This is a genomic window from Staphylococcus sp. HMSC034G07, from assembly GCF_001835975.1.
Lineage (GTDB): Bacteria > Bacillota > Bacilli > Staphylococcales > Staphylococcaceae > Staphylococcus > Staphylococcus ureilyticus.
Genome location: NZ_KV826584.1, coordinates 67,113 through 93,573 on the forward strand (window position 1 = coordinate 67,113; position 26,461 = coordinate 93,573).

At 31.8% G+C, this 26,461-nt stretch carries 24 protein-coding genes and 1 pseudogene; 7 read left to right on the forward strand and 18 right to left on the reverse strand.

Annotated elements, in window-relative coordinates; all coding sequences use genetic code 11:
- Window positions 1-8: 8 nt before the first annotated feature.
- From HMPREF2586_RS00645 to HMPREF2586_RS00685, 9 genes are all read right to left on the reverse strand, one after another.
- Window positions 9-458: a Dps family protein gene (locus tag HMPREF2586_RS00645; RefSeq protein WP_046207731.1), complete on the reverse strand. Its 450-nt coding sequence runs from the start codon at window positions 456-458 to the stop codon at window positions 9-11.
- Between the two features lie 179 nt (window positions 459-637).
- Entirely contained in the window at window positions 638-1,501 is an 864-nt protein-coding gene (gene rbsK / locus HMPREF2586_RS00650) for a ribokinase (protein ID WP_046207730.1), read from the reverse strand.
- Window positions 1,502-1,524: 23 nt separating this feature from the next.
- On the reverse strand, window positions 1,525-1,908 hold the full coding sequence (locus HMPREF2586_RS00655) for a thiol-disulfide oxidoreductase DCC family protein (protein ID WP_070657401.1): 384 nt from the start codon (window positions 1,906-1,908) through the stop codon (window positions 1,525-1,527).
- 323 nt (window positions 1,909-2,231) lie between these two features.
- Window positions 2,232-3,599, reverse strand: a complete 1,368-nt coding sequence (locus HMPREF2586_RS00660; RefSeq protein WP_046207728.1) for an EVE domain-containing protein — start codon at window positions 3,597-3,599, stop codon at window positions 2,232-2,234.
- A 72-nt stretch (window positions 3,600-3,671) separates the two neighbouring features.
- The gene (locus HMPREF2586_RS00665) at window positions 3,672-4,652 is read right to left on the reverse strand and encodes a YeiH family protein (protein WP_070657404.1); all 981 of its coding nucleotides are present in this window, start codon (window positions 4,650-4,652) and stop codon (window positions 3,672-3,674) included.
- Between the two features lie 209 nt (window positions 4,653-4,861).
- Entirely contained in the window at window positions 4,862-5,092 is a 231-nt protein-coding gene (locus HMPREF2586_RS00670; protein WP_046207726.1) for a hypothetical protein, read from the reverse strand.
- A gap of 24 nt (window positions 5,093-5,116) precedes the next feature.
- Window positions 5,117-6,055: a type I phosphomannose isomerase catalytic subunit gene (locus tag HMPREF2586_RS00675; protein ID WP_046207725.1), complete on the reverse strand. Its 939-nt coding sequence runs from the start codon at window positions 6,053-6,055 to the stop codon at window positions 5,117-5,119.
- A 556-nt stretch (window positions 6,056-6,611) separates the two neighbouring features.
- A complete protein-coding gene (locus HMPREF2586_RS00680) occupies window positions 6,612-7,310 on the reverse strand; it encodes a FadR/GntR family transcriptional regulator (RefSeq protein WP_046207724.1) in 699 nt (232 codons plus the stop codon).
- A gap of 131 nt (window positions 7,311-7,441) precedes the next feature.
- Window positions 7,442-8,101, reverse strand: a complete 660-nt coding sequence (locus HMPREF2586_RS00685; RefSeq protein ID WP_064209828.1) for an SDR family oxidoreductase — start codon at window positions 8,099-8,101, stop codon at window positions 7,442-7,444.
- A gap of 147 nt (window positions 8,102-8,248) precedes the next feature.
- Here HMPREF2586_RS00685 and HMPREF2586_RS00690 point away from each other — a divergent pair, with 147 nt between their 5' ends.
- Both HMPREF2586_RS00690 and czrB read left to right on the forward strand, forming a co-directional pair.
- Complete coding sequence (locus HMPREF2586_RS00690; protein WP_080937829.1) at window positions 8,249-8,548, forward strand: ArsR/SmtB family transcription factor; 300 nt, start codon at window positions 8,249-8,251, stop codon at window positions 8,546-8,548.
- A 26-nt stretch (window positions 8,549-8,574) separates the two neighbouring features.
- Window positions 8,575-9,528, forward strand: a complete 954-nt coding sequence (czrB, locus tag HMPREF2586_RS00695; protein WP_070657406.1) for a CDF family zinc efflux transporter CzrB — start codon at window positions 8,575-8,577, stop codon at window positions 9,526-9,528.
- Between the two features lie 118 nt (window positions 9,529-9,646).
- On the opposite strand, the gene HMPREF2586_RS00700 is transcribed toward czrB, so the two are convergent.
- Window positions 9,647-10,378: a metallophosphoesterase family protein gene (locus HMPREF2586_RS00700; protein WP_064209826.1), complete on the reverse strand. Its 732-nt coding sequence runs from the start codon at window positions 10,376-10,378 to the stop codon at window positions 9,647-9,649.
- Window positions 10,379-10,509: 131 nt separating this feature from the next.
- Between HMPREF2586_RS00700 and HMPREF2586_RS00705 the strand changes: the two genes are divergently transcribed.
- On the forward strand, window positions 10,510-11,598 hold the full coding sequence (locus tag HMPREF2586_RS00705) for a hypothetical protein (protein WP_046207719.1): 1,089 nt from the start codon (window positions 10,510-10,512) through the stop codon (window positions 11,596-11,598).
- Window positions 11,599-11,867: 269 nt separating this feature from the next.
- Here HMPREF2586_RS00705 and HMPREF2586_RS00710 read toward each other — a convergent pair whose 3' ends face one another.
- The 4 genes from HMPREF2586_RS00710 to glmS all read right to left on the reverse strand — a co-directional run bounded on the left by HMPREF2586_RS00710 (window position 11,868) and on the right by glmS (window position 15,913).
- A complete protein-coding gene (locus tag HMPREF2586_RS00710) occupies window positions 11,868-12,719 on the reverse strand; it encodes an HAD family hydrolase (RefSeq protein ID WP_046207718.1) in 852 nt (283 codons plus the stop codon).
- A 51-nt stretch (window positions 12,720-12,770) separates the two neighbouring features.
- Window positions 12,771-13,571: an ABC transporter ATP-binding protein gene (locus HMPREF2586_RS00715; protein ID WP_046207717.1), complete on the reverse strand. Its 801-nt coding sequence runs from the start codon at window positions 13,569-13,571 to the stop codon at window positions 12,771-12,773.
- Between the two features lie 27 nt (window positions 13,572-13,598).
- Window positions 13,599-13,958 carry a DUF2200 domain-containing protein gene (locus HMPREF2586_RS00720; protein WP_070657408.1) on the reverse strand — a complete coding sequence of 120 codons (360 nt, stop codon included), beginning with the start codon at window positions 13,956-13,958 and terminating at the stop codon, window positions 13,599-13,601.
- Between the two features lie 149 nt (window positions 13,959-14,107).
- Entirely contained in the window at window positions 14,108-15,913 is a 1,806-nt protein-coding gene (glmS, locus tag HMPREF2586_RS00725; RefSeq protein ID WP_046207715.1) for a glutamine--fructose-6-phosphate transaminase (isomerizing), read from the reverse strand.
- Between the two features lie 640 nt (window positions 15,914-16,553).
- On the opposite strand from glmS, the gene HMPREF2586_RS00730 reads away from it, so the two are divergent.
- From HMPREF2586_RS00730 to HMPREF2586_RS00745, 4 genes and pseudogenes are all read left to right on the forward strand, one after another.
- Window positions 16,554-18,089 carry a PTS mannitol transporter subunit IIBC gene (locus tag HMPREF2586_RS00730; RefSeq protein WP_046207713.1) on the forward strand — a complete coding sequence of 512 codons (1,536 nt, stop codon included), beginning with the start codon at window positions 16,554-16,556 and terminating at the stop codon, window positions 18,087-18,089.
- A 38-nt stretch (window positions 18,090-18,127) separates the two neighbouring features.
- Window positions 18,128-20,158: pseudogene (locus HMPREF2586_RS00735) on the forward strand (transcription antiterminator).
- A 5-nt stretch (window positions 20,159-20,163) separates the two neighbouring features.
- Window positions 20,164-20,598 carry a PTS mannitol transporter subunit IIA gene (locus HMPREF2586_RS00740; RefSeq protein ID WP_046207711.1) on the forward strand — a complete coding sequence of 145 codons (435 nt, stop codon included), beginning with the start codon at window positions 20,164-20,166 and terminating at the stop codon, window positions 20,596-20,598.
- Entirely contained in the window at window positions 20,598-21,701 is a 1,104-nt protein-coding gene (locus tag HMPREF2586_RS00745) for a mannitol-1-phosphate 5-dehydrogenase (protein ID WP_070657412.1), read from the forward strand. The genes HMPREF2586_RS00740 and HMPREF2586_RS00745 overlap by 1 nt, the downstream gene beginning before the upstream one ends.
- Window positions 21,702-22,011: 310 nt before the next feature.
- Here the strand turns inward: HMPREF2586_RS00745 and glmM are convergent, their stop codons facing one another.
- The 4 genes from glmM to rocF all read right to left on the reverse strand — a co-directional run bounded on the left by glmM (window position 22,012) and on the right by rocF (window position 26,178).
- A complete protein-coding gene (gene glmM / locus HMPREF2586_RS00750; protein ID WP_070657414.1) occupies window positions 22,012-23,367 on the reverse strand; it encodes a phosphoglucosamine mutase in 1,356 nt (451 codons plus the stop codon).
- Window positions 23,368-23,391: 24 nt separating this feature from the next.
- Entirely contained in the window at window positions 23,392-24,324 is a 933-nt protein-coding gene (locus tag HMPREF2586_RS00755; protein WP_046207708.1) for a CdaR family protein, read from the reverse strand.
- Window position 24,325: 1 nt separating this feature from the next.
- A complete protein-coding gene (gene cdaA, locus HMPREF2586_RS00760) occupies window positions 24,326-25,132 on the reverse strand; it encodes a diadenylate cyclase CdaA (protein WP_019467737.1) in 807 nt (268 codons plus the stop codon).
- Between the two features lie 140 nt (window positions 25,133-25,272).
- Window positions 25,273-26,178 (reverse strand): arginase, encoded by a 906-nt coding sequence (gene rocF, locus HMPREF2586_RS00765; RefSeq protein ID WP_070039777.1) that lies wholly within the window; start codon window positions 26,176-26,178, stop codon window positions 25,273-25,275.
- Window positions 26,179-26,461 lie beyond the last annotated feature (283 nt).

The window sequence follows — 26,461 nt, forward strand, 5'->3', positions numbered from 1 at the left end:
ATAAACTATTATTTTCCTAAATAAGATTTTAACATCCAATTATGTTTATCAATATTGGTTTGCATACCGATAAACATATCTTCAGTTACATCATCTTCGGCATTAGAAGCAACTTCAATTGCTTCTTCTAATTGTTTTGAAATATTTTCAAAATCTGTTGATAATGCTTCAACCATTTGTTCTGCTGTATAACCTTTACCTGCTTCATCTATAATTGATAACTCTAAACTTTCTTTTAATGTACCTACTGGATTACCGTCTACTGCTAAAATACGCTCTGCTAAATCATCTATATATTGACTTGCTTCATCATATAATTCTTCAAATTTTGTGTGTAGTGAGAAGAAATTTGGTCCTTTTACATACCAATGAAAATTGTGTAATTTGGTGAATGCAACTGTCCAGTTTGCTACTTGTTGGTTTAATACTTTTACAACTTCTTCATTATTTTTTGACATATCAAAAATCTCTCCTTTAAATTTTTGTCGTAACTAAGCGACAATCAATTTCCGATTATAATAATTATTATATTATAATAATTACAATCTGTAAAGTGTTTATCAGTATTAAATTATAATTATTATAATTTAGAATGCAGCTTAATCACTCACTTATATTATACCCTGAATTAAGTCATTTAATCTAGTTCTTTTCTGTATGGCATTGCACCTTGAGCACCTAATCCTGTAACTGAAAAACTAGCAGCTAAATTGGCAAAATTAACTGCTTCCTCTAATGACTTATTTTCAATTAGAGCAACTGCTAGCGCACCATTAAACGTATCTCCAGCCCCTGTAGTATCAACTACTTCTTTTTTATATCCCTTAACAAGTTGTTGAGAATCACTGTAAAACAATGCACCCGCAGCCCCTTTAGTTACGATTAATTTTTCAGGATACATCATAAGAGCTTTATCAACTTCATTTTCAAATAATAGTTCACTTTCTGATTCATTTGGCGTCAACCAATTAACTTTCTCAATTATTTCTTTATCTAATGGTCGAAATGGTGCAGGATTTAACATTACCCTCATTTCATGTTTTTGTGCATATTCCACTACTTTTTTAATAGTCTCTTCAGGTATTTCATGTTGCATTACAATAATATCGCCAGCAGCAAAAAATTCTAGTTTTGGAATTACTTTATCTGGCGTTACATAATTATTTGCTGCCGGCACTACAACAATTCGATTATCATCTTCAAACAACGTTATATGTGCAGTTCCTGACGCTTCATTTTCAATAATATCCATATACTTTGTATTTACATTGTTTTTTTTAAGATTTGAAAGTATTTGCTGTCCATTATCATCATCGCCTACAGCCCCGATCATATAAACATGGTCGCTTAAGTGTGCAGCCGCAACAGCTTGGTTAGCACCTTTACCTCCAGGATTTGTGAAAAATGATTCCCCCATTACTGTTTCACCTACATTAGGTAAAATATCTGTTTTTACCACTAAATCGATTGATGCGCTACCAATCACAACTATGTTTCCCATATTCTTTTCCTCCATCTATGCATTCAGTCAATAAAAAATGATTGCTCATAATCATTAGGTTTGTGCCAATGTGTTTTCCACATTCTGTTTCTATTATCTGCAAAAAGTTGATAACCAAAATCTCTTAACCATTTAGGGGTTATATATAATAATAAGCCAATCCATTTATAATTTGTTAAAGATGAAATCAAAGATGCTATTGCATCTGATTTATACTTAAATTGGGCTCCTTCTTGCAAAATAACACTATCGTGTTGTTTTGTTTCTGGATAATTTTCAAACATATTTTGAGCTGTAGAACCTTGAAGTTTTGCAAATTGGTAACGTCTAGACAACCCATTTTGAATAAGCCAAATTGCGTAATTGTAACAGTATACGCAGTTACCATCGTAATAAATTATTGGCATGCCTTCATCTCCTTTTATGATTTGTAACCATAAAATATAAATTATTTATTCACAGTTCTATTATATCCTAAAATGATAAAAATAAATCATTATATGAAATATATTATTAGGTCTCCTTAAGTATTTATTTCACATACAAAATTGGGCAGAAATCTCATTTTATTTAAAATATTTCGTCACCTCACCACAGTAATGATGACTAGAATAGAAAAAGTATTAAACTTTACCTGAATTGAGCTTTAGTCTTCTACAGATAATATAAAAACGCCCAGGACGAACCAATGATGTCCCAGACGCTTATTCACTATTTTTAAACTGTGATTTTAATCTTGATTTACCTTAACAATTCTTGCATATTTTAAAAACTGTTCAGTATATTTTTGTTTTATATCATTTATGCTATCATACGTAATGCCAACGATATGCCAATTGGGATTAAAATGATAAAATGAATCTTTTTTTCTGGACCATTTAACCATACTTCCATCTCTATTATATCTTGGTAATGTCATTTCATAGCCTTCTAAAACATTAATATAAGTTTGAAAAATGTCTGGATCTATACGATTAAAATTATCAATAACCAGATAACTTTTATCATTTCTTGGCATAAGATTAGTAATGAAACCCTCTCTATAATACAAAGCACCCGCCTCATTTGGTAAATATTTACCATATAACATATCCTCTGTAAAATCTGGATGCCCTGCCGTAATTACTGGATTAGCATTTGTCTTTTGTAGCAAGTTTTCTGCAGCTTTTAGACCTTCGCCTTTATCAACTACTAACAGAATAAATGGTTTTACATCCTCATCTGCTTTATCAATAACATCTTGACTTTTAACTGCTTCAAACTGAGATTTCATTCCATCGTTTTCACTCATTTCAAGTATTGCATCAAATTGTGTACGTGACATACTCGCAATCGCTTGTTTTGCATTTTCTTGTAAATAATATAAGTTTTTTAATTTTGGGTGTTTATTTAATGTACTTAATGTTACGGGCTCGATTTCTTTTTCAAAATAAACCTCTATCGCTGTACTATTTGTACGACCAGGGATTGGAGATTTTTCATGTAAATGTTGACTTACTTCACCAACACCAATCACTGATTGTTCTCTATGTTTATTATAAAAAACGAGTTGGTCTCCAATTTCAAGTTGTCTATAAAAATGGTATCCATTTCGTTTAATACCATTATATGTGTGTGTAAACAACGTATTATAAGAATTGGGTTCGAATTCTTGCTCCTCTGATATAAAGAAATATCTAGGTATTTTCGTTTCTCCTTTACCCAAACTCACGATTAAGTCAAATTCGTCTTTTGTAATTTGATTAAATAGTGTTTCTTTCATATTAGTAATACGAAATTCTAATTGTTCACTTCTTTTTAAGTAATCAGCAGTTAATGGTTTCAATTGTTCTAACAACTGAAAATGAACACGAATTTTATTCTGTGCGCCTGTTTGAACGCTAGTAATTTCACCAAATCCTAGTAAACCAGTATCCATCTGTACTTGATAAAATACAACTTTATCTCCTACTTTAGCTTGTTTAAAAGATCGGAAACCTTGTGACGGATTAAATTGAGCACCTGATTCAAATAATGTTGTTTGACCCACTAATGGTTCGTTATGATTCCAGCGATTATATCCGCAATTTAACCAAAAATAATTTGTTTCCTCTGCCATTTAGATACTCCTTATCTCATATAAAAAATTCTATCTTCTCATTATATTTAAAAATTAATCCGCAAACAACGATTACAATAAATTAATCAATTTCATTGATATCAAACTTGTTATTATTACTACTATCCAAGTCACTAGCCCTAATAAAATCGGCTTTGAACCAGCTTGTTTAAATTGTCTGAAATCTACATTTAATCCTATACCTGCCATTGCCATCGTTATTAAGAATAGTGATATTTGTTGAAATATATGAATAACAGTTGGTGAAAAATTAAAAATTGTACTAATTAATGAGGCTATAATAAACCAAACTATAAACCATGGAAAGATTTGTTTGATCGACGTGCCTGTTTGTTTAGATTTTTCTTTACGAATCGTTCTATATGTAAAAAATAATACTACTGGAATAATCATTAACGTCCGTGTTAATTTTACAATTGCGCCAGTTTCTAATGCTTTATTTCCGTAATTAGAAGTCGCAGCAATAACACTAGATGTATCATTTATTGCCGTACCCCCAAAATATCCAAAAGCCGTTTGACCCATGTTCATTAAATGACCGAGTGGTGGGAATATAAAAACAGCTATTAAGTTGAATAAAAATATAGTTGAAATAGCAAATGCTACTTCGTTTTCTTTAGCCTTGATAACTGGGCTTGTGGCAGCAATCGCAGACCCACCACAGATAGATGTCCCAACCCCAATCAGGATGCTAAGATTTTCATTTATTTTAAATATTTTCATCAAAATAAACACGATTATAAATGCAGCTAATAAAGTTATAATTATAATTGGCAGAGATTTCCAACCAATTGAACCTATAGATTGAAAGCTCAACGTAAAACCGAGAACAATAATACTATAATGCAATACTTTTTTACTACTAAATTGGATACCGGCACGATATTTTTTGGGAATTTCAATAAAGTTATTTAAAAGAATACCTATAACAATGGCAAAGATTGCACTTCCTATTACTGGAAATTTGCTTCCCATAATGGTTGCAATAAGCGCAATAATAAATGTCATCAATAAGCCTCGAGATTTCGACATTTAGCCCACCTCCAATTTAAATTCTATTTTACCATAAATATTTTATCGCTAAAGAAAATTTTATAATCTTTTAATTATAAAACTGATTCATTTTAATTATTAATATCCATTTCGTCCAAACTGAATTTGATTTAATTAATAAAACTAATGATTATTACTTATAAAAAAAGTATCTTTAACTTCAAAAGTAAAGACACTAAATTTATTGATTATTGAACCATCGTCAATGCACCCATAATTGGCATTAAATTAATGAGTACACCGCCAAGTTTTAATAATCCACTTATTTCTTTGTTAGGTATCGTAATTAATGTAGCAATTATACCAATTGCACCAATGATTACGGGTAAGAAAAATGAAGGGAAAATAGGTATTTTTAAAAATATCCCTGCGCCAGCTAATAAGCCGCAAATTAACGATACATATAAATACTTATACATTTTAAAACACTCCGTTTTTATTCTCTATAAATAACTTATAATTAATTCATAATTCCCTTCAAAAATTGTATCTAAATCGTCTGAAGTTAGTATGAAATTTTGACCTTGTGTTACATCATAAATGTCTCCATCAACTATGACTTGTCCATTGCCTTTTAATACAGAAACTAAAACAAATTCTCTCGGTTTCATATAATTTAATGTGCCAGATATTTCCCACTTAACCATTGTAAAAAAGTCATTTGAAACTAGTTGAATTCGTTTGTGATTTTCAATAATTTCAGTATCCGTAGCTATATTAATATTTTCTTGAGTAACTTCGATGACATCCTTTGCTTTTGCTTGATCCAATCCTCTGCTATGATGTGCTTTTTCCTCTCGACCAAAATCGTATACGCGATAAGTGACATCAGAAGATTGCATTGTTTCATAGACAAGTACACCAGCACCTATAGAATGAACCGTTCCTGCTGGTATGAAATAAAATTCACCCGGCTTAACCTTAACTTTATTAAATAAATTTGCATAGTCAGTTTCATTGATTTGATTCACTGCAATATCTTTCGAATCTGCATTCACACCATAAATGATTTCTGCGTCTTCTTCTGCATCTATGATATACCAACATTCTGACTTACCATATTGTCCATTCTCATTTTCATAAGCGTATGCGTCATCAGGATGCACATGGATTGATAATGCTTCTTTTGCATCTACAATTTTTGTCATTAATGGAAACTCTTGGCTCGGGAAATCACCAAACAATTCTCGATGATTTTCCCATACCATATCTAGTGTCTGCCCCTTGTATGGCCCATTCAACACTTCACATTTTCCATTTGGGTGTGCTGAAATCCCCCATGCTTCTCCAATATTTTCAGCCGGCAAATCATAACCGAGTGATTTCAACTTTGTGCCACCCCAAATTTTCTCATGTAATACTGGTTTTAAAAATAATGGCATTCACCACACCTCCAAACTTAGTTAATATATTGTTTAATCTGATATTTCCAATTTAGAAAAATATAAATTTATACTATTAATATTACATTTTAAAATTAATTTGACAGAACTATTGAAATTGTATCACATATCTTAACGCATTATAAACTGTCACTTCAACGTTTACTCATATTTAAATCAATAATTATTATATCAATACGTTTCATAGACGTATAGTTAAATTAATGTGATTCAATTACATTCAGTTGAATTTGACAATAAAATTATTCAATTGTCATAAATTTTTTAAATAAAGACTTGCCTTGTCAATATTTTTCACATTATAATGATACTAGAGTCTTTAAAAGACTCAGATTCTTTTACATATAAGGTAATGAATTATGATGATTTTGATCAGATGATTACTGTTCAAAATTTAAAATTTGCAATAAAAGCCCAAACTGCTATAGTTTGGGCTTTTTATTCATTGAAATTTAATTATACTCGCCTTAGACTTTATGAATTTGGAAAGCATTAAAATAAATTTGAAGATTATCGCCATGATGCTTTCTCAAATCTATTTTTCTTTGAAGTTGGCTAATATTGTTTCTTTGACTTCTAATAAATGTGACTCCATTGCTTTAACTGCTTCTACATCATCTTTGTTAGCAATCGCATTATAAATGACTACATGCTCCTCTAGCAATTTATTCATTGTTTTTTGTTTACTATAAATAAATATCTTTCTTGTTTCTTTCATAGAATCTTGCATGAGTTCAGATATATTATTTAGTAATTCAACTAATAAAGAATTATTGCCAGCTTTAGCAATTAATAAATGGAATTCTAAATCAGCTCTTTCTCCTGACGTGCCATCTGTTATCGCTTCCCCCATTCGATTCAAAGCATTTTTCAAATCAATTAAGTTTGCTTCTGTACGATGACAAGCAGCCATTTTAACGGTGGCGCTTTCAACAATTTCTCTTAACTCTAACAATTCTTTTATCTGAACTACTGAATTAAATTTATCCCCTAATTCAAAAAAAGTTGGTTCAATTTGTTTTACAAATGTCCCATATCCTTGTTTTATTTCTAATACGCCTATCGTTCTTAATGCATTCAAAGCTTCTCTTACCGAAGCCACACTCACACCAAATTCTTTACTGAGCTTTTGTATCGATGGTATTTTATCTCCGACTTGATAATTTCCAGATTTGATGCTTTCCAATAAAGTATCTGCGACTTGTTCATAAATTTTAGTGTTTGAAATCTTCATAGTTACCTCCAAACGATATCTATTATTGTATCAAATTTTCTTCATAAAATTTATTAAAATAATAGATATTTCAGTTAAAAATGGACCAAATTACTATAAGTTGTAAATTGGCCCATCTTTGTAACTATTAATTATTTATTTTTAAAATTATCTAAAGCTTGTGGTATCTCCACATCTCCACTAATAATTTGGAATTCAGTATTTAAATAATCATCAGTTGTTACAACTTCATTGATAACTGAAGCGACATCTTCTCTTGGAATTGAGCCTCTACCTTCAAAAAAGGCTCCTACTTCAATCTTGTTTGTGCCATCATCATTTAATAAAACACCAGGATGTACAATCGTATATGATACTGATGCTTGTTTTAAATATTCATCAGCATAATGTTTAGCAATTGTATAAGGCTTCAAGTCTCCACTAGCATCAAATGCCTCTCTTCTAGAATCATATGTTGACACCATAACAAATTGCTTAACATGATTTGCCTCACTTGCTTTAATAGCTTTAATAGCACCATCTAAGTCTACAATAATTGTTTTATCAGCGCCTGTACTACCACCTGAACCAACAGAAAATACTACACGATCAAAACCTTTGAATTTTTCAGTTAAAGCTTGAATATCGTCTGTTTCTACATCAATTAATGTTGCTTTGATATTTTTTTCTTTTAACTGTTCAACTTGGGATTCTTTTCTAACTCCAGCGGTAAAGTCTATATCTTTTTCTTTCAATTGTTCTACTAAATGTTGACCAACGCCACCATTAGCGCCAATAACTAAAATACTCATATTGGTACCTCCTTAATTAAGTTAATACTAAAAGTCTACCACTTTTATAAGAATTTAAAACAATTATGCACTTTTTGTTGACATATTAGTACGAAAGCATTAATATATGAATATATACTAATATATTCATATATAGAGGTGAATTTTGTGGATGCATCAATAAACACTGAAACATTAAATCATGTAACCGATATTTTCAAAGCATTAAGCGAAACAAATCGCATACGCATCATGCACTTATTATCTCAAAGTTCTAGCAGTGTAGGACATATTGCGCACACTTTAAATATGGGCCAATCTAATGTGTCACATCAGTTACGTATACTCAAACAAGCCCACCTAGTCAAATCTACCCGAGAAGGCCAGTCAATGATATATTCAATTGACGATACACATGTAACTGATTTACTAAAACAAGCAATACATCACGCAAATCACAAACTATAAAACTATAATGAAAGGTGTGGACCTATATGACTCAACAACACGAACACAATCACACACATAATCATACACATGGACATGTACATACCAATAATAAAAAAATCTTGCTCATTAGCTTTTTAATTATTGGTATATTTATGATTATTGAAATCATCGGAGGTTTTTTAGCACATAGTTTAGCACTATTATCTGATGGTTTACATATGTTCAGTGATTCAATTTCATTAGGTGTGGCTTTATTAGCTTTTATTTATTCTGAAAAACACGCTACTAAATCTAAGACTTTTGGATACAAACGCTTCGAAATATTAGCTGCATTATTTAATGGCGTAACGCTATTTGTTATCGGTATTTTTATAATCATAGAAGCAATCGACCGTTTCTTTAATCCAGTAGCTGTAAAATCTACAGAAATGTTTATTATCAGTGTAATTGGACTCATCGTTAATATCGTTGTTGCTTCCTTTATGTTTAAAGGTGGAGATACAGATCATAATATAAACATGCGTGGTGCATTTCTCCATGTTATTGGTGACTTATTAGGTTCAGTCGGAGCCATTACAGCAGCTATTCTTATTTGGGCATTTAATTGGACATTTGCAGATCCTATTGCGAGTATTATCGTTTCTCTACTTATTATTAAAAGTAGTTGGGGGATAACGAAATCATCCATCAATATATTGATGGAAGGTACGCCAAGCGATGTCAATATGAGTGAAATCATAAGTGCTATTACAAGTGAAGCGCAAATAATAAATGTACATGATTGTCATATTTGGACTATTTCTAACGAAATAAATGCTTTAAGTTGTCATGCAGTTGTACCAAATGACATGACAATTGAAGAAGGTGAACAACTTTTAAACTTACTCGAACATCGTCTAACACATTTAAACATTCAACATATGACAATACAGTTTGAAACAGAATATCATAATCATGACAACAATACTTTATGTTCAGCAATTTATACAGAAAAATAACATGAATAAAAATAAAAAGTGACTAGATTTTAAAGCTTAAAATAAGCAATATCAATCTAGTCACTTTTATTATTTAAATTTCTTTTAAAATATATAACAAATCCAAAACATTTTATGCCTATAAAAATTTATCAAATATCAGCTCTTTAGCTGGCACTTGTTTTTCTTTAAAACCTCTTATAAATTCTTCATTATCATAAGGAACTTTAACCCTTTCAAATGAAAATTCATTTTCATCGATAGTAACAATACCATATACAGCATATGCGCCATTATTCAATCCAACAGATCCAGGATTAAAATAAACTTTAGATTTATCATCAAACAAATGAACCGTATGATTATGACCAAAAACAATTAAATCTGCTTCTTTATCCTCGAATAGTGATTTAATATTTTCTTCTGTAGGTTCCACAATGGGACTAAACGGCTGCCCATCAATTGGCGTGTTCAATTTATCATTTGGGATTTCATAATGAATGAACATGATTTTTTTATGATTTATAGTTTTTTCAATAACACGAGGTAACGCATTTAATTTATCATAATAATCTTCGTCTAAGTGACTTTCAATCCATTGGTGGTGTTCATAAAATTTATCTTTTAAGTCTTCAGGATAAGGCGTATCGTTAACAATTGACATCACCGCTTCATCATGATTACCTGCAATAATTTCCATATCATCTCTTTCAAATATTTCGTCAAGTACTTTATTTGTTTCATGGCCTACACCAATATTATCGCCTAGGTTATATATTTTATTTATATCTTTTCTTCTATCAATATCATCCAATACTGTATCCAACGCATCAAAATTGCCATGTACATCAGTAAGAATTGCAAATTTCATGATGATATCTCCTTTCAACATTTTCTCATTTGGTCATTTTAACATTTTATAGTCATTTTGTTACCTATTAATTTTAAAATCTCTAATTTTTTGATAGCATATGCTTATCACTAAAAAGGAGTGCTTAAAATTTGTTTAAATTTCATAAACTAGCATTACAAAATGCTAAACCGCAAAATGCTAAAATTTTACTATTCACAATTGTAAGTTTTATCATATTATTTGCTTTGACTGTTCTAACTTTTATACCAGTTCAACCAGCAATATATAAGTTTTTAATGTCAATGGCAATGCAACAACCTATTGGTAGTGCCTTAATTACATTAATACTAGCAATATTAATTCCATTAGTGGTTTTCATATTTGTAGGCTATCAACTTATTGCTGGAACTATATACACTATAGACAATGCAATTAATAAAGACAAGGTTAAATTCAAAGATTTATTTTCAATATTTAAAAAAGGTAAATATGCTAAATCGTTAAAATTATCTTTAATTACTTTATTAAGTATTATTATTATATTATTACTTAATATTCTAATAAGTAAGCTATTACAATTAGGCATTGTACAATTATTCACTGCATTACAAGGACCGTTAAGCAGTTCTGATCATGCACTTGGATGGTCATTAACATTCCAAATCATTGCCGCTACTTTACAAGTATTTATATTGTCATTTGTTTATTGGTTCTTTACAATCCTAATCATCAATTATACATTAGCTTTTGTTAAAGAACCTAGTAGAGGCGCTTGGTCATCTGTGAAACGTGGCTTTAAAGCTATTAAAAACGGCAATAAAACTTGGTTTAAATTCTATATAGGTATATTATTGCTAAATTTACTTGTTATCATCTTAGCAAACCCAGTAAGTCAATTAGTTTCTATTAGTACTGGTAGTATTTCACAAACATTAGCAACGACTATTATCTATATTGTGTCAGTAATCGTTATTATAATTAGATTAATCGTTTATTACACAAACTTATTAGCAATTATTCAATACTACAATAAAAATGGCGAGAAAATAGATAAATCAGAAGTTAAAAAATCAAAAGCTTCTACACAATCTAATCAAACATCTAAAGTAAGCAATAGTGTTAATCATACAACTGAGAAAGCTACGGATAAAGTTAATCAAACTTCTGATCAGTTTAAAGATAATGCTGAAGAAAAGGCTTCAGATATCAAAGATCAAATTGATAACAAAGAAAAATAATATCAATAGGAAACAGTTAGGACCATCGTTCTACCTTCAAAAAGGACTAATCCACGTTCAAAAGGATTAGTCCTTTTGAATTTATACTTGTCTTTTTTTACGATACTACTTAACTGTTTATATTATACTTGCACACTCTCAATTGATTCTTATGCTAAAGCATGTGAACAGTCAATTATCCATATCAAAAAAAGACACTTTATCTCATTTAATAATCATTATTAAACGAGAAAAGTGTCTTTTTTAATCAATTTATCTATACGTATATTTTATAATAAATGTTTTTTCAAGTATAATGCCGCACCGTTTTCTTCATTTGTGAATGAAGTGACATCATCAGCTAAAGCTTGAATTTCTGGCCGAGCGTTCTTCATCGCTACAGTATAATTACCAAACGCAAACATCGCTCTGTCGTTATCACTATCACCAATGACTAATGTTTCTTCTTGTTTAATGCCAAAGTAGTCTATCATTTCTTTAATTCCAGTGCCTTTGTCAATACCAAAAGCCATTGTTTCCGCGTTAAAGCGCGATGAATTTGATACACTGATTTGAAGTGCTGTTTGGTCATCGATTAACTGATTTCGAAATTGAGTAATCTTATCATAATCTGGTGAGAATAAATAAATTTTTGAAAATGATGTGTCAGGGATAATTGGTTCCCAACTTACTTTTTCAACAATAGATTCTCTACGGGATGTCCACTCACTATAGCCTACGTTTTCAGGTGGTGTTGATTGTTTAAACATAGCTTCTGCCCACGTTTGATCTTCATTAAGAATGATACGATTGCCGTCGAAAGGAAACACTTCATAATAAATTGCTTGTGCTTTTGCTCTTTTCACAATTTCATTTACCGTATCAAATGTTAAACTATGTTTAAAAATAGTTTCATTGTGAACGACACCGTTCGTACCATTAGAACTAATAATACCATCCACTTTAAAGTCTTTAGGTACAAGGTAATGAATCTCATCATGTGCTCTTCCAGTAGCTAAAAACACTTTATAACCATGATTTCTTAAAGTCTGTATTATTTCTGTTGTTTCGTTATCTACACGATTGTTTTTATGTAAAATTGTACCATCCATATCCAAAAATATTGCTTTAACATTTTCCATTTAATATAAATCCTCCATCATATGTTATCGTCTTAAATTATGGCACTTTGTCTATGTTTCTGCAATGTCTTCATCTTCTAAAAACAATGTATAGCGCCCATGGTTATATGTTATGCTGACATTCCGCTTAAAGAAGTGACTTAATGTTGTATTATTTAGAATTTCGGATAATTGACCTTGTTTGAAAGATTGTCCATTTTTCAATAAAAAACCATAATCAATGTCCTGGGTGATTTCTTCTACAAAATGCGTGACATAAATTACTGCTAATTGAGGATTTTGCTTATACAATTGTGTCAGTGCACTTAATAAATCTTCTCTTGCAATAAAATCTAGTCCTGAAGCTGGTTCATCCAAAATTAAAAGTTTAGGGCTCCCCATCAAAGCTCTTGCTATCAACACTTTTTGACGCTCTCCAGTAGAAAGATAACCATAATATTGATTTTCAAATTGAGTCATTCCCATTTGCTTTAAATATTGTTTTGCCAAATCTATGTGTTGTTGTTGTACATCCTGAAACACACCGATTGACTTAAATATCCCACTCATTACTACATCTAAAACAATTTCACCATCTTGAAAACGATCCATTAAACTACTAGATACAAATCCAATTTGCTGGCGTACATTTTCAGCAGAATATCCTTTGTTTCCAGGCTTCATACCAAATAAAGTCATTTCACCTGACGTATTTGGCTCATAGGCATTTAAAATATTCAATAGTGTCGTCTTACCTGCCCCATTCAAACCATATAACATCCATTTTTCTCCCTCTTTAATCTGCCAACTCACACCTTGAACAATTTCTTTTCCATCTTTTCTTCTTGCTATATTGTTCAAATCAATTAGCATATATATCCCCCTTTGTTAAATTGCCATTTATTTTTGATTCTGTCTAAATATATTTTCCAATGTCTTACCTTTAGCTAATTCATCAACCATCTTGTCTAAATACCTAATCTCTTTCATTACTGATTCTTCCATATTTTCAACACGAATCCCACAAATAACACCTGTCACTTTAGTTCTATGTGGATTTAATTGTGGTGCTTGTTGAATAAATGTTTCATAATCAGTACCATCTTCTACCATTTCATCCAACTGAGATTGACTATAGTCGGTCATCCACTTAATGATCGTGTCCACTTCATTTTTCGTTCTACCTTTTTTTTCGGCCTTTTTCACTAAATGAGGATAAACATTTCCAAAAGCCATAGTATAAATTTTAGGTTTTGTCATTATTTTACACTACCTTTCTTTAATTTCTATATGTAATCGTTCTTCTTAGCATATTAAATTTTCTAAACTTTTGAAAACATTTCACTTTCAATAAGTTAAAAATAAAAGCTGAGACAATTTAATGTCCCAGCTCAAACTTATTTATAAATTTATTCAACTGTTACAGACTTAGCTAAGTTACGTGGTTTATCCACATCTAAATCTCTGTGCAGTGCAGCATAATATGAAATTAACTGCATTGCCACAACAGCAACTAATGGTGTTAACAACTCATGGACATGAGGAATAACGTATGTGTCGCCCTCTTTATTTAATCCATCCATAGAAATTATACAAGGGTTTGCGCCACGTGCAGCAACTTCTTTCACATTGCCGCGAATAGAAAGGTTTACATTTTCTTGTGTAGCTAAAGCAATCACTGGAGTACCCTCTTCAATAAGAGCAATCGTACCGTGTTTAAGTTCACCACCTGCAAAACCTTCTGCTTGAATATAAGAAATTTCTTTAAGCTTCAATGCGCCTTCTAAACTAACATTATAGTCGATTGTACGACCAATAAAGAATGCATTTCTAGTTGTTTCTAAGAAATCTGTAGCAATTTGTTTCATTACATCTGCATCATCCACAATTGTTTCAATAGCAGTAGTCACTTTCGCGAGTTCTCGTAATAACTCAACGTCGGCTTCTTTACCGTGTTCTTTCGCTACAATTTGTGACAAAATTGAAAGTACTGCAATTTGTGCAGTGTAGGCTTTTGTAGATGCAACGGCTATTTCAGGACCGGCATGTAATAATAAAGTATGATCTGCTTCACGAGATAATGTTGAACCAGGAACGTTTGTAATTGTTAATGATTTGTGCCCTAGTTTCTTAGTTTCTACTAATACAGCACGACTATCCGCTGTTTCACCTGATTGTGAAATGTAAATAAATAATGGTTTTTCAGAAAGTAATGGCATATTATATACAAATTCTGAAGCAACATGTACTTCTGTAGGCACGCCTGCCCATTTTTCTAAGTATTCTTTACCAACTAATCCTGCATGATAACTTGTACCTGCTGCGATGATGTAAATTCTGTCTGCATCTGCTACATCTTTTATAATATCCGCATCCATTTTCAAATTACCTTCAGCATCTTGATATTCCTGGATAATACGACGCATTACTGCAGGTTGTTCATGGATTTCTTTCAACATGTAATGATCATAAACACCTTTTTCTGCATCAGCAGCATCAATTTGTGCAGTATAAGCTTCTCTGTCTTGTACCGTACCTTCTTGGTCTTTAATAACTACATCATCACGTTTAACAATAACAATTTCATGATCATGAATTTCTTTGTATTGGTTTGTTACTTGTAACATTGCAAGTGCATCTGAAGCAATAACATTAAAATCATCGCCTACACCAATTAATAACGGCGATTTATTTTTTGCAACATACATAGTGTCACGGTCATGACTATCAATTAATCCTAATGCGTAAGAACCTTCTAATAACGATACAACTTTCGTAAACGCTGCTTCTGTAGAAAGTCCAGTATTTGAGAAGTATTCAACTAATTGAACAATAACTTCTGTATCAGTTTCAGATAGAAATTTTACATCTGATAAATATTCATTTTTTAACTCTTCATAGTTTTCAATTACACCATTATGCACTAAAGTGAAACGTTTAGTTGCAGATTGATGTGGGTGTGAATTTTCATAATTTGGCACACCATGTGTTGCCCAACGTGTGTGACCAATACCTACATTGCCATCAACGTCTTTACTATCTGCAACTTTTCTTAACTCTGCAATACGTCCTTTTGATTTAAATACATTTGTGCCATCATCGTTAACAACAGCAACACCAGCAGAGTCATATCCTCTATATTCTAATTTTTCTAATCCTTTTAGTAACAATTCTTTGGCATTATCATGCCCGATATATCCAACTATTCCACACATATAAATACTCCTCCAATTTAATGGTGAAGGGTATTGAACGTTCGGCGTATAGGAACCTGTTCAATATATAAGACCAATTCAAATAAATTTCTTAACATTCGTTTTTGTAAGAAATTTTAAAAATAGGCACAGAAATCCCATTCACCTTTACTTTTAATTTTTATTTAATTTGGCTATCTTATTAACTTTGTGCACTAGGTCACCCTAATGTTTTCCTTAATAAGTTTACGAATGAGCCACATCCGGGATAGCATCCGCCGATGGTTCGATAACTATCCTCCTCGTCTACAAGCTTCGATTTCATATCTATTAAGATTTCTGCTATAAATCTTAAATGTTAAATATTTAACCGCTTCACTTGCACAGGCGCTTTTATTGATATATTTAAGACAAACTTTCCTCCTTTCCTTCAATACCACTAATTGTACAATGTATTTGTGACCAAATGCAAATTTTTATTAACTTCATCCTTAAAATAATTGCAAAATGTTTTTATTATTAAAAATTCAAAACCTTCCATATATTAATAGTCATAAACTTGTCAAAAAATATGTGACAAATTTGAGATTACTATTTGTTGTTTATTTATGTAAACAGACCTACAATGATACTTAAATACAGAGAAAAAGAGGTGCAAATTATGTCACAAACAGATGCTCAAGAAAATAAAGGAATTGGTCGTAAAGTTCAAGCCTTTGGTTCATTTTTAAGTAGTATGATTATGCCTAATATTGGTGCTTTTATTGCTTGGGGTTTTATAGCAGCAATATTTATAGATGGCGGTTGGTGGCCAAATAAAGATTTAGGTGAATTAGCTGGACCAATGATTACTTATTTAATACCATTATTAATTGCTTATAGTGGTGGTCGCCTAATACACGAGATGCGTGGCGGAATTATTGCAGCTGTAGCAACAATGGGTGTTATTGTAGCATTACCAGAAACACCTATGTTACTAGGTGCAATGATTATGGGACCACTTGTTGGTTGGTTAATGAAGAAAACTGATGAATTCATTCAACCAAGAACACCACAAGGTTTTGAAATGTTATTCAATAACTTCTCAGCTGGTATTTTAGGTTTTATTATGACTATCATAGGTTTTAAAATATTAGCACCAATCATGGAATTTATCATGCATATTTTATCAGTTGCTGTTGAAGCATTGGTACATGCGCATTTACTTCCATTGGTAAGTATTATTGTTGAACCTGCTAAGATCGTATTTTTAAATAACGCTATAAATCATGGTGTATTTACACCATTGGGTGCAGATCAAGCTGCATCTGCAGGCCAATCTATTTTATACACAATCGAATCAAACCCTGGTCCAGGTTTAGGTGTTTTAGTTGCTTATATGATCTTTGGTAAAGGGACAGCTAAAGCTACTTCATATGGGGCTGGGATTATCCACTTCTTAGGTGGTATTCATGAAATTTACTTCCCTTATGTGTTAATGAGACCTTTATTGTTCATCGCAGTAATATTAGGTGGTATGACTGGTGTTGCTACTTATTCATTATTAGACTTTGGGTTCAAGAGTCCAGCTTCACCTGGTTCATTTATCGTATATATGTTAAATGCCCCTAAAGGCGAATTCTTACACATGATTACAGGTGTGTTATTAGCAGCAATCGTTTCATTTATTGTTTCATCAATTATTTTAAAATTCACAAAAGAAACAGAAGAAGATTTAGAAGCAGCGACAGAGAAAATGGAAGCATCAAAAGGTAAAAAATCGAGTGTATCTTCTAAGTTAACAGGGAATAGTGATGATAACACTTCAACAACTACAAAAGATACAGCTGACAAAAATAGTGATAGTCAATCAGAGGATGATTTACTAGATAACTATGATACAGAGAATGTAGATGCACATGACTACAGTAAAGTAAATCATGTTATCTTCGCTTGTGACGCAGGTATGGGATCAAGTGCTATGGGCGCAAGTATGTTACGTAACAAATTCAAAAAAGCTAGCATTCAAGACGTTGAAGTAACGAATACAGCGATTAATCAATTGCCAAGTGACGCTCAACTTGTCATTACTCAGAAAAAATTAACAGATAGAGCAATCAAACAAGTTCCAAATGCAATTCATATTTCAGTAGAGAATTTCTTAAATTCTCCTAGATATGATGAATTATTAGAAAACCTTAAAAAAGAAGAAAACTAATCACTCACTAAAAGAGAAATAAATTGGAGGGTATGGCTATGTTTTTGAGTACACGTGAAAAGGAAATTATCGAAATGTTAATTAAGTATCACGGTCAATATGTCACTATTTATGACATTGCTCAACATTTAGCTGTATCCTCTCGTACTATTCATAGAGAATTAAAGTCTATTGAGCCATTTTTAGAAAGTTTTAATATTGAATTGGAACGCGTTACGAAAAAAGGTTTACAGTTATCTGGTAGTCCATCAGCGATACATTCATTAAAAAATGAATTACTTCAACAAGTTACGATTGATTTGTCTCAAGAAGAACAAAAAGTAATTATATTATATGCACTTATTCAAGCTAAAGATCCAATCAAGCAATACAGTTTAGCACACGAAATTGGTGTTTCTACGCAAACCCTAGCTAAATTACTAGATGAGTTAGATGGTGAACTCGTACAATATCAATTAACGCTTCAAAAAAAGCGTGGTGAAGGTATTCACCTTTATGGTGCTGAATCAAAAAAAAGAGAGTTATTAAGTCAATTGATGGTTAATAATTTAAACAGTACGAGTGTTTATTCTGTAATAGAAAACCACTTTGTGTATCAATCCATTAATCAAACTCAGCTACCAATGGTAGATTTAGATAAAATCTTCCAAGTTGAGAGAATTCTTATGGATCATTTAGGACAACTACCTTATTCACTGACAGAATCAAGCTATTTAACTTTAACAGTACACATTGTGCTCAGCATTGATCGAATGCTTAAAGATGAATATGTAGTTTTAAATGATGATATTTATAATCATGTCAAAGATACCTTTGAACATCAAGTCGCCTCAGCTTTAGCATTACATTTAGAGCACATCTACGGCGTTCAGTTCAACCAAGCCGAAATAACCTTTATCACGATTCATTTACGCGGGGCCAAACGCAAAGAAACTACTGAAGTGTTTAAAAATAATAAAGATGATCAACGCATCAAAAATCTTATTCAAATGGTATCAGAGATTTCTCAACAAACATTTAAAGATTGGCGAACATTAAGCGAAGGGTTAAAATTGCATATAATACCTGCAATCAATCGATTAAATGCTAATATTGAAACGCATAATCCTTTAACTGAAATGATTAAGCATAAATATCCAAGATTATTTGAAAGTGTACATCAAGGTTTAATAAAAACATGGCCAAATTTTCAATTTCCAGAAAGTGAAATTGCATTTATCGTATTACATTTCGGTGGTGCAATTCAAAAACAAGCCACATCTTTTTATAAGGTGCTCGTCGTTTGCAGTAGTGGGATTGGTACAAGCCGTCTACTTGCTACACGATTACAACAAACATTTAGTGAAATTCAACAAACAACGCAAGCCTCTGTGGGTGATCTTAATTCCATTGATATTCAACAATATGATGCTATTATTTCAACAGTTAATCTAGATATCAGCTTACCATATCTCACTGTTAATCCATTGTTACCAGATGCAGACATTAATCACGTAGCTGCTTTTCTAAACATGCAACAAGACAAGCCACAAACGCAAATATTTGATGATGCTGATATAACCTTTTCAAATCCTGAATATCAATTAGATTATATCCGTAAAGGACTTGAAGTCATTGATTCGATATATATTGATTATACACATATTCAAGATTGGATTATGTAATTAACAAGACAATTATTTAAACATCAAATTATTGAAGATAAACAGTCATTCGCTGAACTTATTAAGCAACGCATGGATGAACAAGGCTTTGTTTTAGATCCTTATCCTATTGCTATGCCACACTTAAAAAGTGATTTAATTAAAAAACCATTTATCCTAGTCACTATATTAGAAAAACCACTTTTGCTTAAAAGTAATCAAAATGACAAAGTTTCTGTAACATATTTATTAAATATGTTCATACCTCCGGATGATATCATGGCACAACTTATTAGTGAATTATCTGGAAAAATTGGTGAGCATCTCGATAATATCGATCAATTTATGCAACAACCAGAACAATTATCAGATTTACTAAAACAAAGTTATCTGAAAGCATTACAAAATCAATTAAACATGGAGTGAATAATATGAGCGAATTATTTAGCAATGACAATATTTTTATTAATCAAACAGTGAAAGATCAAAACGAAGCAATTGAAAAAGCAGGACAAGCACTTGTATCCAGTGGTGCAGTTACAGAAGACTACATTCAAGCTATGAAAGATCGTGAGCAAGTTGTAACAACATTTATGGGTAATGGATTGGCCATTCCCCACGGTACTGATGAAGCGAAAACTAGTGTATTAAAATCAGGGTTAACTTTAATTCAAATTCCTGATGGTGTTGATTGGGATGGAGAAGAAGTTAAAGTGGTTGTAGGTATCGCAGGTAAAGATGGTGAGCATTTAGATTTACTATCAAAAATTGCTATCACATTTAGTGAAGAAGAAAATGTTGAACGCATTATCAATGCTTCATCAGCTGAAGAAATTAAACAAGTATTTGAGGAGGCTGACGCATAATGAAAGCATTACATTTTGGTGCGGGTAACATTGGTCGTGGTTTTATTGGTTATATTTTAGCTGATAATGATATTAAAGTTACATTTGCAGATGTCAATGCTGAAATTATTGATGCTTTAGATTCAAAACATGAATATGATGTGATACTAGCTGACGATGCGCAAACAACAACTCGTGTGCACAATGTTGACGCAATCAATTCAGGACAACCTTCTGCTAAATTAAAACAAGCTGTATTAGAAGCTGATTTAATTACTACTGCAGTCGGTGTAAATATTTTACCAATTATAGCTAAAACGTTTGCGCCTTATTTAAAAGAAAAAGAAACACCGGTAAATATTGTAGCATGTGAAAATGCCATTATGGCTACGAACACATTGAAAGAGGCAATCTTAGATATCACTGGTCCATTAGATGACCATATTCATTTTGTCAATTCTGCAGTTGATCGAATTGTTCCTCTGCAGTCCAATGAGAATATTTTAGATGTCATCGTGGAACCTTTCTATGAATGGGTTGTAGAAAAAGATGCATGGTATGGTCCAGAATTAGATCATATCAAATACGTGTCTAATTTAACGCCTTATATTGAACGAAAATTATTGACGGTAAACACTGGTCATGCATTCTTAGCCTACGCTGGTAGATATAATAATCAACCTACGATTTTAGATGCAATGAATGATAAAATAATCAAACATGACCTGGAAGAAGTTTTAAAAGAAACCAGTCAATACATTACGAACCAATTTGATTTTTCAACATCAGAACAAGTACAATACGTTGATAAAATTATTGAGCGCTTTAAAAACCCTCATCTTTCAGATGAAGTAACTCGTGTTGGTCGAGGCACAATCCGTAAAATTGGACCTCAAGATAGAATAATTAAACCATTAAATTATCTCTATCAAAATAATCTAAAACATCATGCCTTAATTAAAGCAGCTGCATTACTATTAAAATACGATGATACGAATGATCAAGAAACAGTTGAAAAAAATAATTATATTAAAACTTATGGTGTTGAAGCCTTCTTAAAAGATTATGCTAAAATTGATGATCACTTGGCTTCTGAAATTAACAAAGAATACAACGTTTTATAAAAGATAATGTATTATTAAATATCCAAAATTATAGACTAATCCTCATTTATATGGATTAGTCTTTTTAGTTAATTTTTATAACATTAGTTGTATTTGCAAGAAATAAGTGACTTTATAGCTCAATTCTGTACTTTTCTTATGCTTCTGATTCTACTAGATATCTACCTAACTTATTTCACAAAATGAATTTAAAATATAATATTATGAATTACACACTTCGTTTGGTTTATAGCTAATAAAAAAACTGTCAATACATGTACTAACACTATCATTAGTATCTGTATTAACAGTTTCAAATAAGTCATAGAACTTATTCATTTAACCCCATTTTCTCTTTAACTACATCTGCAATTGTTTGGGCATAATGTTGTGCTGCTTCATCAGTTGCTGCTTCAACCATAACTCTTACTAATGGTTCCGTGCCTGATGGTCTAACTAAAATACGCCCTTCTCCGTTCATTTCAACCTCTACTCTAGTCATAACTTCCTGAACATCTACATTTTCTTCTACGCGATATTTATCAGTCACACGCACATTAACTAAAGATTGAGGATATTTTTTCATTTGTTTTGCAAGTTGACTCAAGCTTTTACCAGTCATTTTAATAATGCTTGCTAACTGCACGCCTGTTAATAAACCATCACCTGTAGTGTTATAATCCATTAACACGATATGGCCAGATTGTTCTCCACCTAAATTATAATTACCTCTACGCATTTCTTCAACTACGTAACGATCTCCTACTTTTGTTTTATTAGATTGAATACCTTCATCTTCTAAAGCTTTGTAGAATCCTAAATTACTCATGACGGTTGAGACGATCATATTATTATTTAATTCTTGGTTCTTGCTCATTGCTTGACCAATGATGAACATAATTTGATCTCCGTCAACGATATCTCCATTTTCATCAATAGCGATTATTCTATCGCCATCACCATCAAACGCTAATCCAAAGTCACATTCAGCCTCAACAACTTTTTCAGACAATGTTTCTGGATGTGTTGATCCTACATGATCATTAATATTATAACCATTAGGATTACAACCAACCGTAACTGTATCAGCCTCTAAATCTCCAAATAAAAACGGTGCTAGAGATGAAGTAGAACCATGGGCACCATCTAAGGCGATTTTCATACCATCTAAGTTAACATCAATCGTTGATTTTAAATAACTTAAATACTTCTGCGCACCTTCAAAATAATCAGAATAATGCACAATGTCTTCACCGACAGGACGTGGTAATTCTGGATTTTCTTGGTCTAATAATTGCTCAATTTCTCTTTCTTGATCATCAGATAGTTTGAAACCATCTGAACCGAAAAATTTAATACCGTTATCTGGGACAGGATTATGAGAAGCAGAAATCATAACACCTAATTCAGCTTCCATCTCTTTAGTTAAATATGCTACGCCAGGTGTTGATATAACGCCTAAACGCATGACTTCTGCACCGATTGAAATCAATCCAGCAATCAACGCAGATTCAAGCATTTCACCAGAAACACGAGTATCTCTACCTACTAGTACTTTAGGGTGCTTTTCACCTTCATTATGGGCTAACACGTAACCTCCAAAACGCCCTAATTTAAACGCAAGTTCTGGCGTTAATTCTTTGTTTGCAACGCCCCTTACGCCGTCTGTACCAAAATATTTTGCCATGATTTATATCTCCTTTATAAAAATCTATTTAATATTAATTTTTGCTGTTGTTTCATTTGGTTCAATTTTTGAAACGTCATCTGGTAATTTAAATTCTACATTTTTTTCAGTTGATTCTGTAACTCCATCTAAATCGATTTCTGCAGTAATTTCGTCAATATCTTGAATGTCGTTTCTATTACCGAAAATTTCTACTTCTTCTTTATCTAATTTTATATCATCTATCTCTTTACCTTTAGGTAAGGCGCCTATTGCTTTAGTTTTCACTTTTACTTTCTTGCTATAATCTTCCAATTTGACGCTCAAATTAACTTCATTTGGTTGTATTAATACTTTGATTTTATTGAGTTTTCTATCAAAAGCAGTGATACGTGCAATATCCGTAGTATCTTTACTAATTTTATCTTTATCTTTAAACGTAGCTTTTAAGTATGCAATTTTATCAATTTGCTTGCTACCACCAGTAACTTTAACTGTTTCAGGCGATACGCTTTGGTCACTCACTTTATAATTGGCATCTAAGTCATTATCACTCACATCAGGTTCTACTTTAAGTTTCTTAGTAACTTTTTCTTCAAGATTAACTGTTGTTTCTTTTGGCTTAACTGTATAATCAACGTCTTTATTTAAACCATTGACCTTGAATTGTGTGGTATGTTTTCCAGCCTTCTCACCACTCAAATCAAGTACAGCTTTAATATTTTCGCCGTTTTCAGCTTTCAACACTTGAGATTGTGGACCAGATATTTCAATATCCACTTTATTCGGTACATCGCTAGCATATAACGATTTACTATCATAATTAACTTGTACTGGTACATCCTGAAGTGTTTCAGTAGATTTTTGTCCCAGTTGGTCAGCATTAAAGATATTACCAAACATGTTATTGACAGATAAGAAGAATACTAATGCTAAAACTAATGCGATTAATCTTAATCCCCATTTACTTTCTAACATATTAATTCACACCTTTCTCTTGAAAGTGTGTGCCAAACCAATGTTCAGCCAATAATTCTTCAAATGCTTCATTAGATATATCTTTTCTTAATTTACCATCAAACGTGACTGAAATAGATCCTGTTTCTTCAGATACTACTACTGTAAATGCATCTGAAACTTCTGAAATGCCCACAGCTGCCCTATGTCTTGTTCCCAGACTTTTAGCTATTTTAGCACTGTCTGACAGTGGCAAATAACTGGCAGCACTTGCAATTTTGTTCGCTTGAATGATCATAGCACCATCATGTAAAGGTGTATTTGGTATAAACACATTAGTCAGTAATTCTTGAGAAATTTCGGAATTCATTGCTATACCTGTTTCAATATAATCTTGTAATCCTGTTTCTTTTTCAAATACGATTAATGCGCCAATCCGGCGTTTAGCCATATACTGAACAGCCTTAGAAACAGATGAAATAAGCTTGTCTTCATCACTATTCAAACTTGTAGAATAGCGTTTAAATAGACTTCCTCTACCCAGTTGTTCTAAAGCACGTCTAATTTCCGGCTGAAATATAACGATTAAAGCTAAAACACCCCATTGTATTACTAAATCAAACAAACGAGATGTCGCTGTTAAGTTTAACATTTTACTCACTTGTTGGCCGATCACAATTACTACAATACCTTTCAGCAATTGAATCGCTTTTGTACCTTTAAATACTGTAATGAGAAGATAAAGTACATACCATACAATGAGCAAATCGAGTACACTAGCAATTATTTTGACTGTACTCCAATCATCAAAAAAGTTGGATAAATCCATAACATCTCCTCCGGTTATCTGTTCCCATGTTATATATTATACCAATCATAACATTAACTGTCATATTAAGTATTAATTTTTTATCATAAAATTAAAAGGAATAATATGGAATTACCCCCCATATTATTCCTTTTATTGTTTTATAATAATGTTTCACCAAAGAAACTACCTACTAATGAAACTGCCTGTTCTGCCGTGTGATTATTCATATCTATCAATGGATTTACTTCAACTAAATCCATGGAAGTGATTAAATTTGAATTATGTAATAATTCAAGCGCAAAATGACTTTCTCTATATGTTAAGCCTCCTAGTACTCTTGTACCAGTTCCTGGTGTTTCAGCTGGATCTAGGGCATCTACATCTAATGACAAATGAATGCCATCTGTTTTAGATTTCAAGTAATCTAAAGTTGCCTCCATCACGTGCTTAATCCCAAGTTTATCAATATCGGCCATTGTATATGTTTTTATATTATTTTCTTTAATATATTGACGTTCTCCCTTATCTAAATCTCTCATACCTATCAGTACAATGTTCTCTGATCTAACTTTTGGCGCATAATTAGAGATATTCACTAAACGTGAGTCCCCTTCGCCTGCCAACACTCGCAGTGGCATCCCATGTATATTACCTGAAGGTGATTCTTCAGGTACATTTAAATCACCATGTGCATCATACCAAATCACTCCTAAATTTTCATAGTGTTTACTAATACCAGAAATTGAGCCTATTGCTATGGAATGGTCACCACCTAATATAAGTGGAAAATTACCATTATCAACACTTTGTGATACTGTTTCACTAAGTTGGTTAGATACTTCAACTATTTCATCTAAATTGCGTAATCCTTTTTGAGCTGAGTTGAACTTCTCTAAATGTATTGCAGGAACACTAATATTACCTGAATCTTTAACATTAATTCCAATATTTTGTATTCGTTCTACAATACCTGCATAACGGATTGCGTCCGGTCCAAAATCTACCCCCAATTTTTTTTGGCCATAAGTCGAAGGTGCGCCAATAATCTCTACTAATTTATCCATTTAAAAAACCCCTTTGTTTTCGTTTGATACTAGGATAATCTAAAGTGATATGACTTTCAAGCTAATACAAAAGCCCCCAATTATGTAAATTTAAGCAAATTACATAAAGAAACAAAATAACGATTTTTAATTCAAAATAACTAGGTATAGCAACATAATTTCATTATTTTAAACAAAAAAATGTATATAATAAATATCAAAAAACTTCTATTAAAAACAAAAAAAGCATTCCCGAAGGAATGCTTAAAAGTGAGCCATAGAGGATTCGAACCTCTGACCCTCT

Excerpts from the sequence above, each read along its gene's own strand:
- HMPREF2586_RS00645 (WP_046207731.1), bottom strand. The coding sequence starts at position 458 with ATGTCAAAAAATAATGAAGAAGTTGTAAAAGTATTAAACCAACAAGTA.
- rbsK (WP_046207730.1), bottom strand. The coding sequence starts at position 1,501 with ATGGGAAACATAGTTGTGATTGGTAGCGCATCAATCGATTTAGTGGTA.
- HMPREF2586_RS00655 (WP_070657401.1), bottom strand. The coding sequence starts at position 1,908 with ATGCCAATAATTTATTACGATGGTAACTGCGTATACTGTTACAATTAC.
- HMPREF2586_RS00660 (WP_046207728.1), bottom strand. The coding sequence starts at position 3,599 with ATGGCAGAGGAAACAAATTATTTTTGGTTAAATTGCGGATATAATCGC.
- HMPREF2586_RS00665 (WP_070657404.1), bottom strand. The coding sequence starts at position 4,652 with ATGTCGAAATCTCGAGGCTTATTGATGACATTTATTATTGCGCTTATT.
- HMPREF2586_RS00670 (WP_046207726.1), bottom strand. The coding sequence starts at position 5,092 with ATGTATAAGTATTTATATGTATCGTTAATTTGCGGCTTATTAGCTGGC.
- HMPREF2586_RS00675 (WP_046207725.1), bottom strand. The coding sequence starts at position 6,055 with ATGCCATTATTTTTAAAACCAGTATTACATGAGAAAATTTGGGGTGGC.
- HMPREF2586_RS00680 (WP_046207724.1), bottom strand. The coding sequence starts at position 7,310 with ATGAAGATTTCAAACACTAAAATTTATGAACAAGTCGCAGATACTTTA.
- HMPREF2586_RS00685 (WP_064209828.1), bottom strand. The coding sequence starts at position 8,101 with ATGAGTATTTTAGTTATTGGCGCTAATGGTGGCGTTGGTCAACATTTA.
- czrB (WP_070657406.1), top strand. The coding sequence starts at position 8,575 with ATGACTCAACAACACGAACACAATCACACACATAATCATACACATGGA.
- HMPREF2586_RS00700 (WP_064209826.1), bottom strand. The coding sequence starts at position 10,378 with ATGAAATTTGCAATTCTTACTGATGTACATGGCAATTTTGATGCGTTG.
- HMPREF2586_RS00710 (WP_046207718.1), bottom strand. The coding sequence starts at position 12,719 with ATGGAAAATGTTAAAGCAATATTTTTGGATATGGATGGTACAATTTTA.
- HMPREF2586_RS00715 (WP_046207717.1), bottom strand. The coding sequence starts at position 13,571 with ATGCTAATTGATTTGAACAATATAGCAAGAAGAAAAGATGGAAAAGAA.
- HMPREF2586_RS00720 (WP_070657408.1), bottom strand. The coding sequence starts at position 13,958 with ATGACAAAACCTAAAATTTATACTATGGCTTTTGGAAATGTTTATCCT.
- glmS (WP_046207715.1), bottom strand. The coding sequence starts at position 15,913 with ATGTGTGGAATAGTTGGATATATCGGGCATGATAATGCCAAAGAATTG.
- HMPREF2586_RS00730 (WP_046207713.1), top strand. The coding sequence starts at position 16,554 with ATGTCACAAACAGATGCTCAAGAAAATAAAGGAATTGGTCGTAAAGTT.
- HMPREF2586_RS00740 (WP_046207711.1), top strand. The coding sequence starts at position 20,164 with ATGAGCGAATTATTTAGCAATGACAATATTTTTATTAATCAAACAGTG.
- HMPREF2586_RS00745 (WP_070657412.1), top strand. The coding sequence starts at position 20,598 with ATGAAAGCATTACATTTTGGTGCGGGTAACATTGGTCGTGGTTTTATT.
- glmM (WP_070657414.1), bottom strand. The coding sequence starts at position 23,367 with ATGGCAAAATATTTTGGTACAGACGGCGTAAGGGGCGTTGCAAACAAA.
- HMPREF2586_RS00755 (WP_046207708.1), bottom strand. The coding sequence starts at position 24,324 with ATGTTAGAAAGTAAATGGGGATTAAGATTAATCGCATTAGTTTTAGCA.
- cdaA (WP_019467737.1), bottom strand. The coding sequence starts at position 25,132 with ATGGATTTATCCAACTTTTTTGATGATTGGAGTACAGTCAAAATAATT.
- rocF (WP_070039777.1), bottom strand. The coding sequence starts at position 26,178 with ATGGATAAATTAGTAGAGATTATTGGCGCACCTTCGACTTATGGCCAA.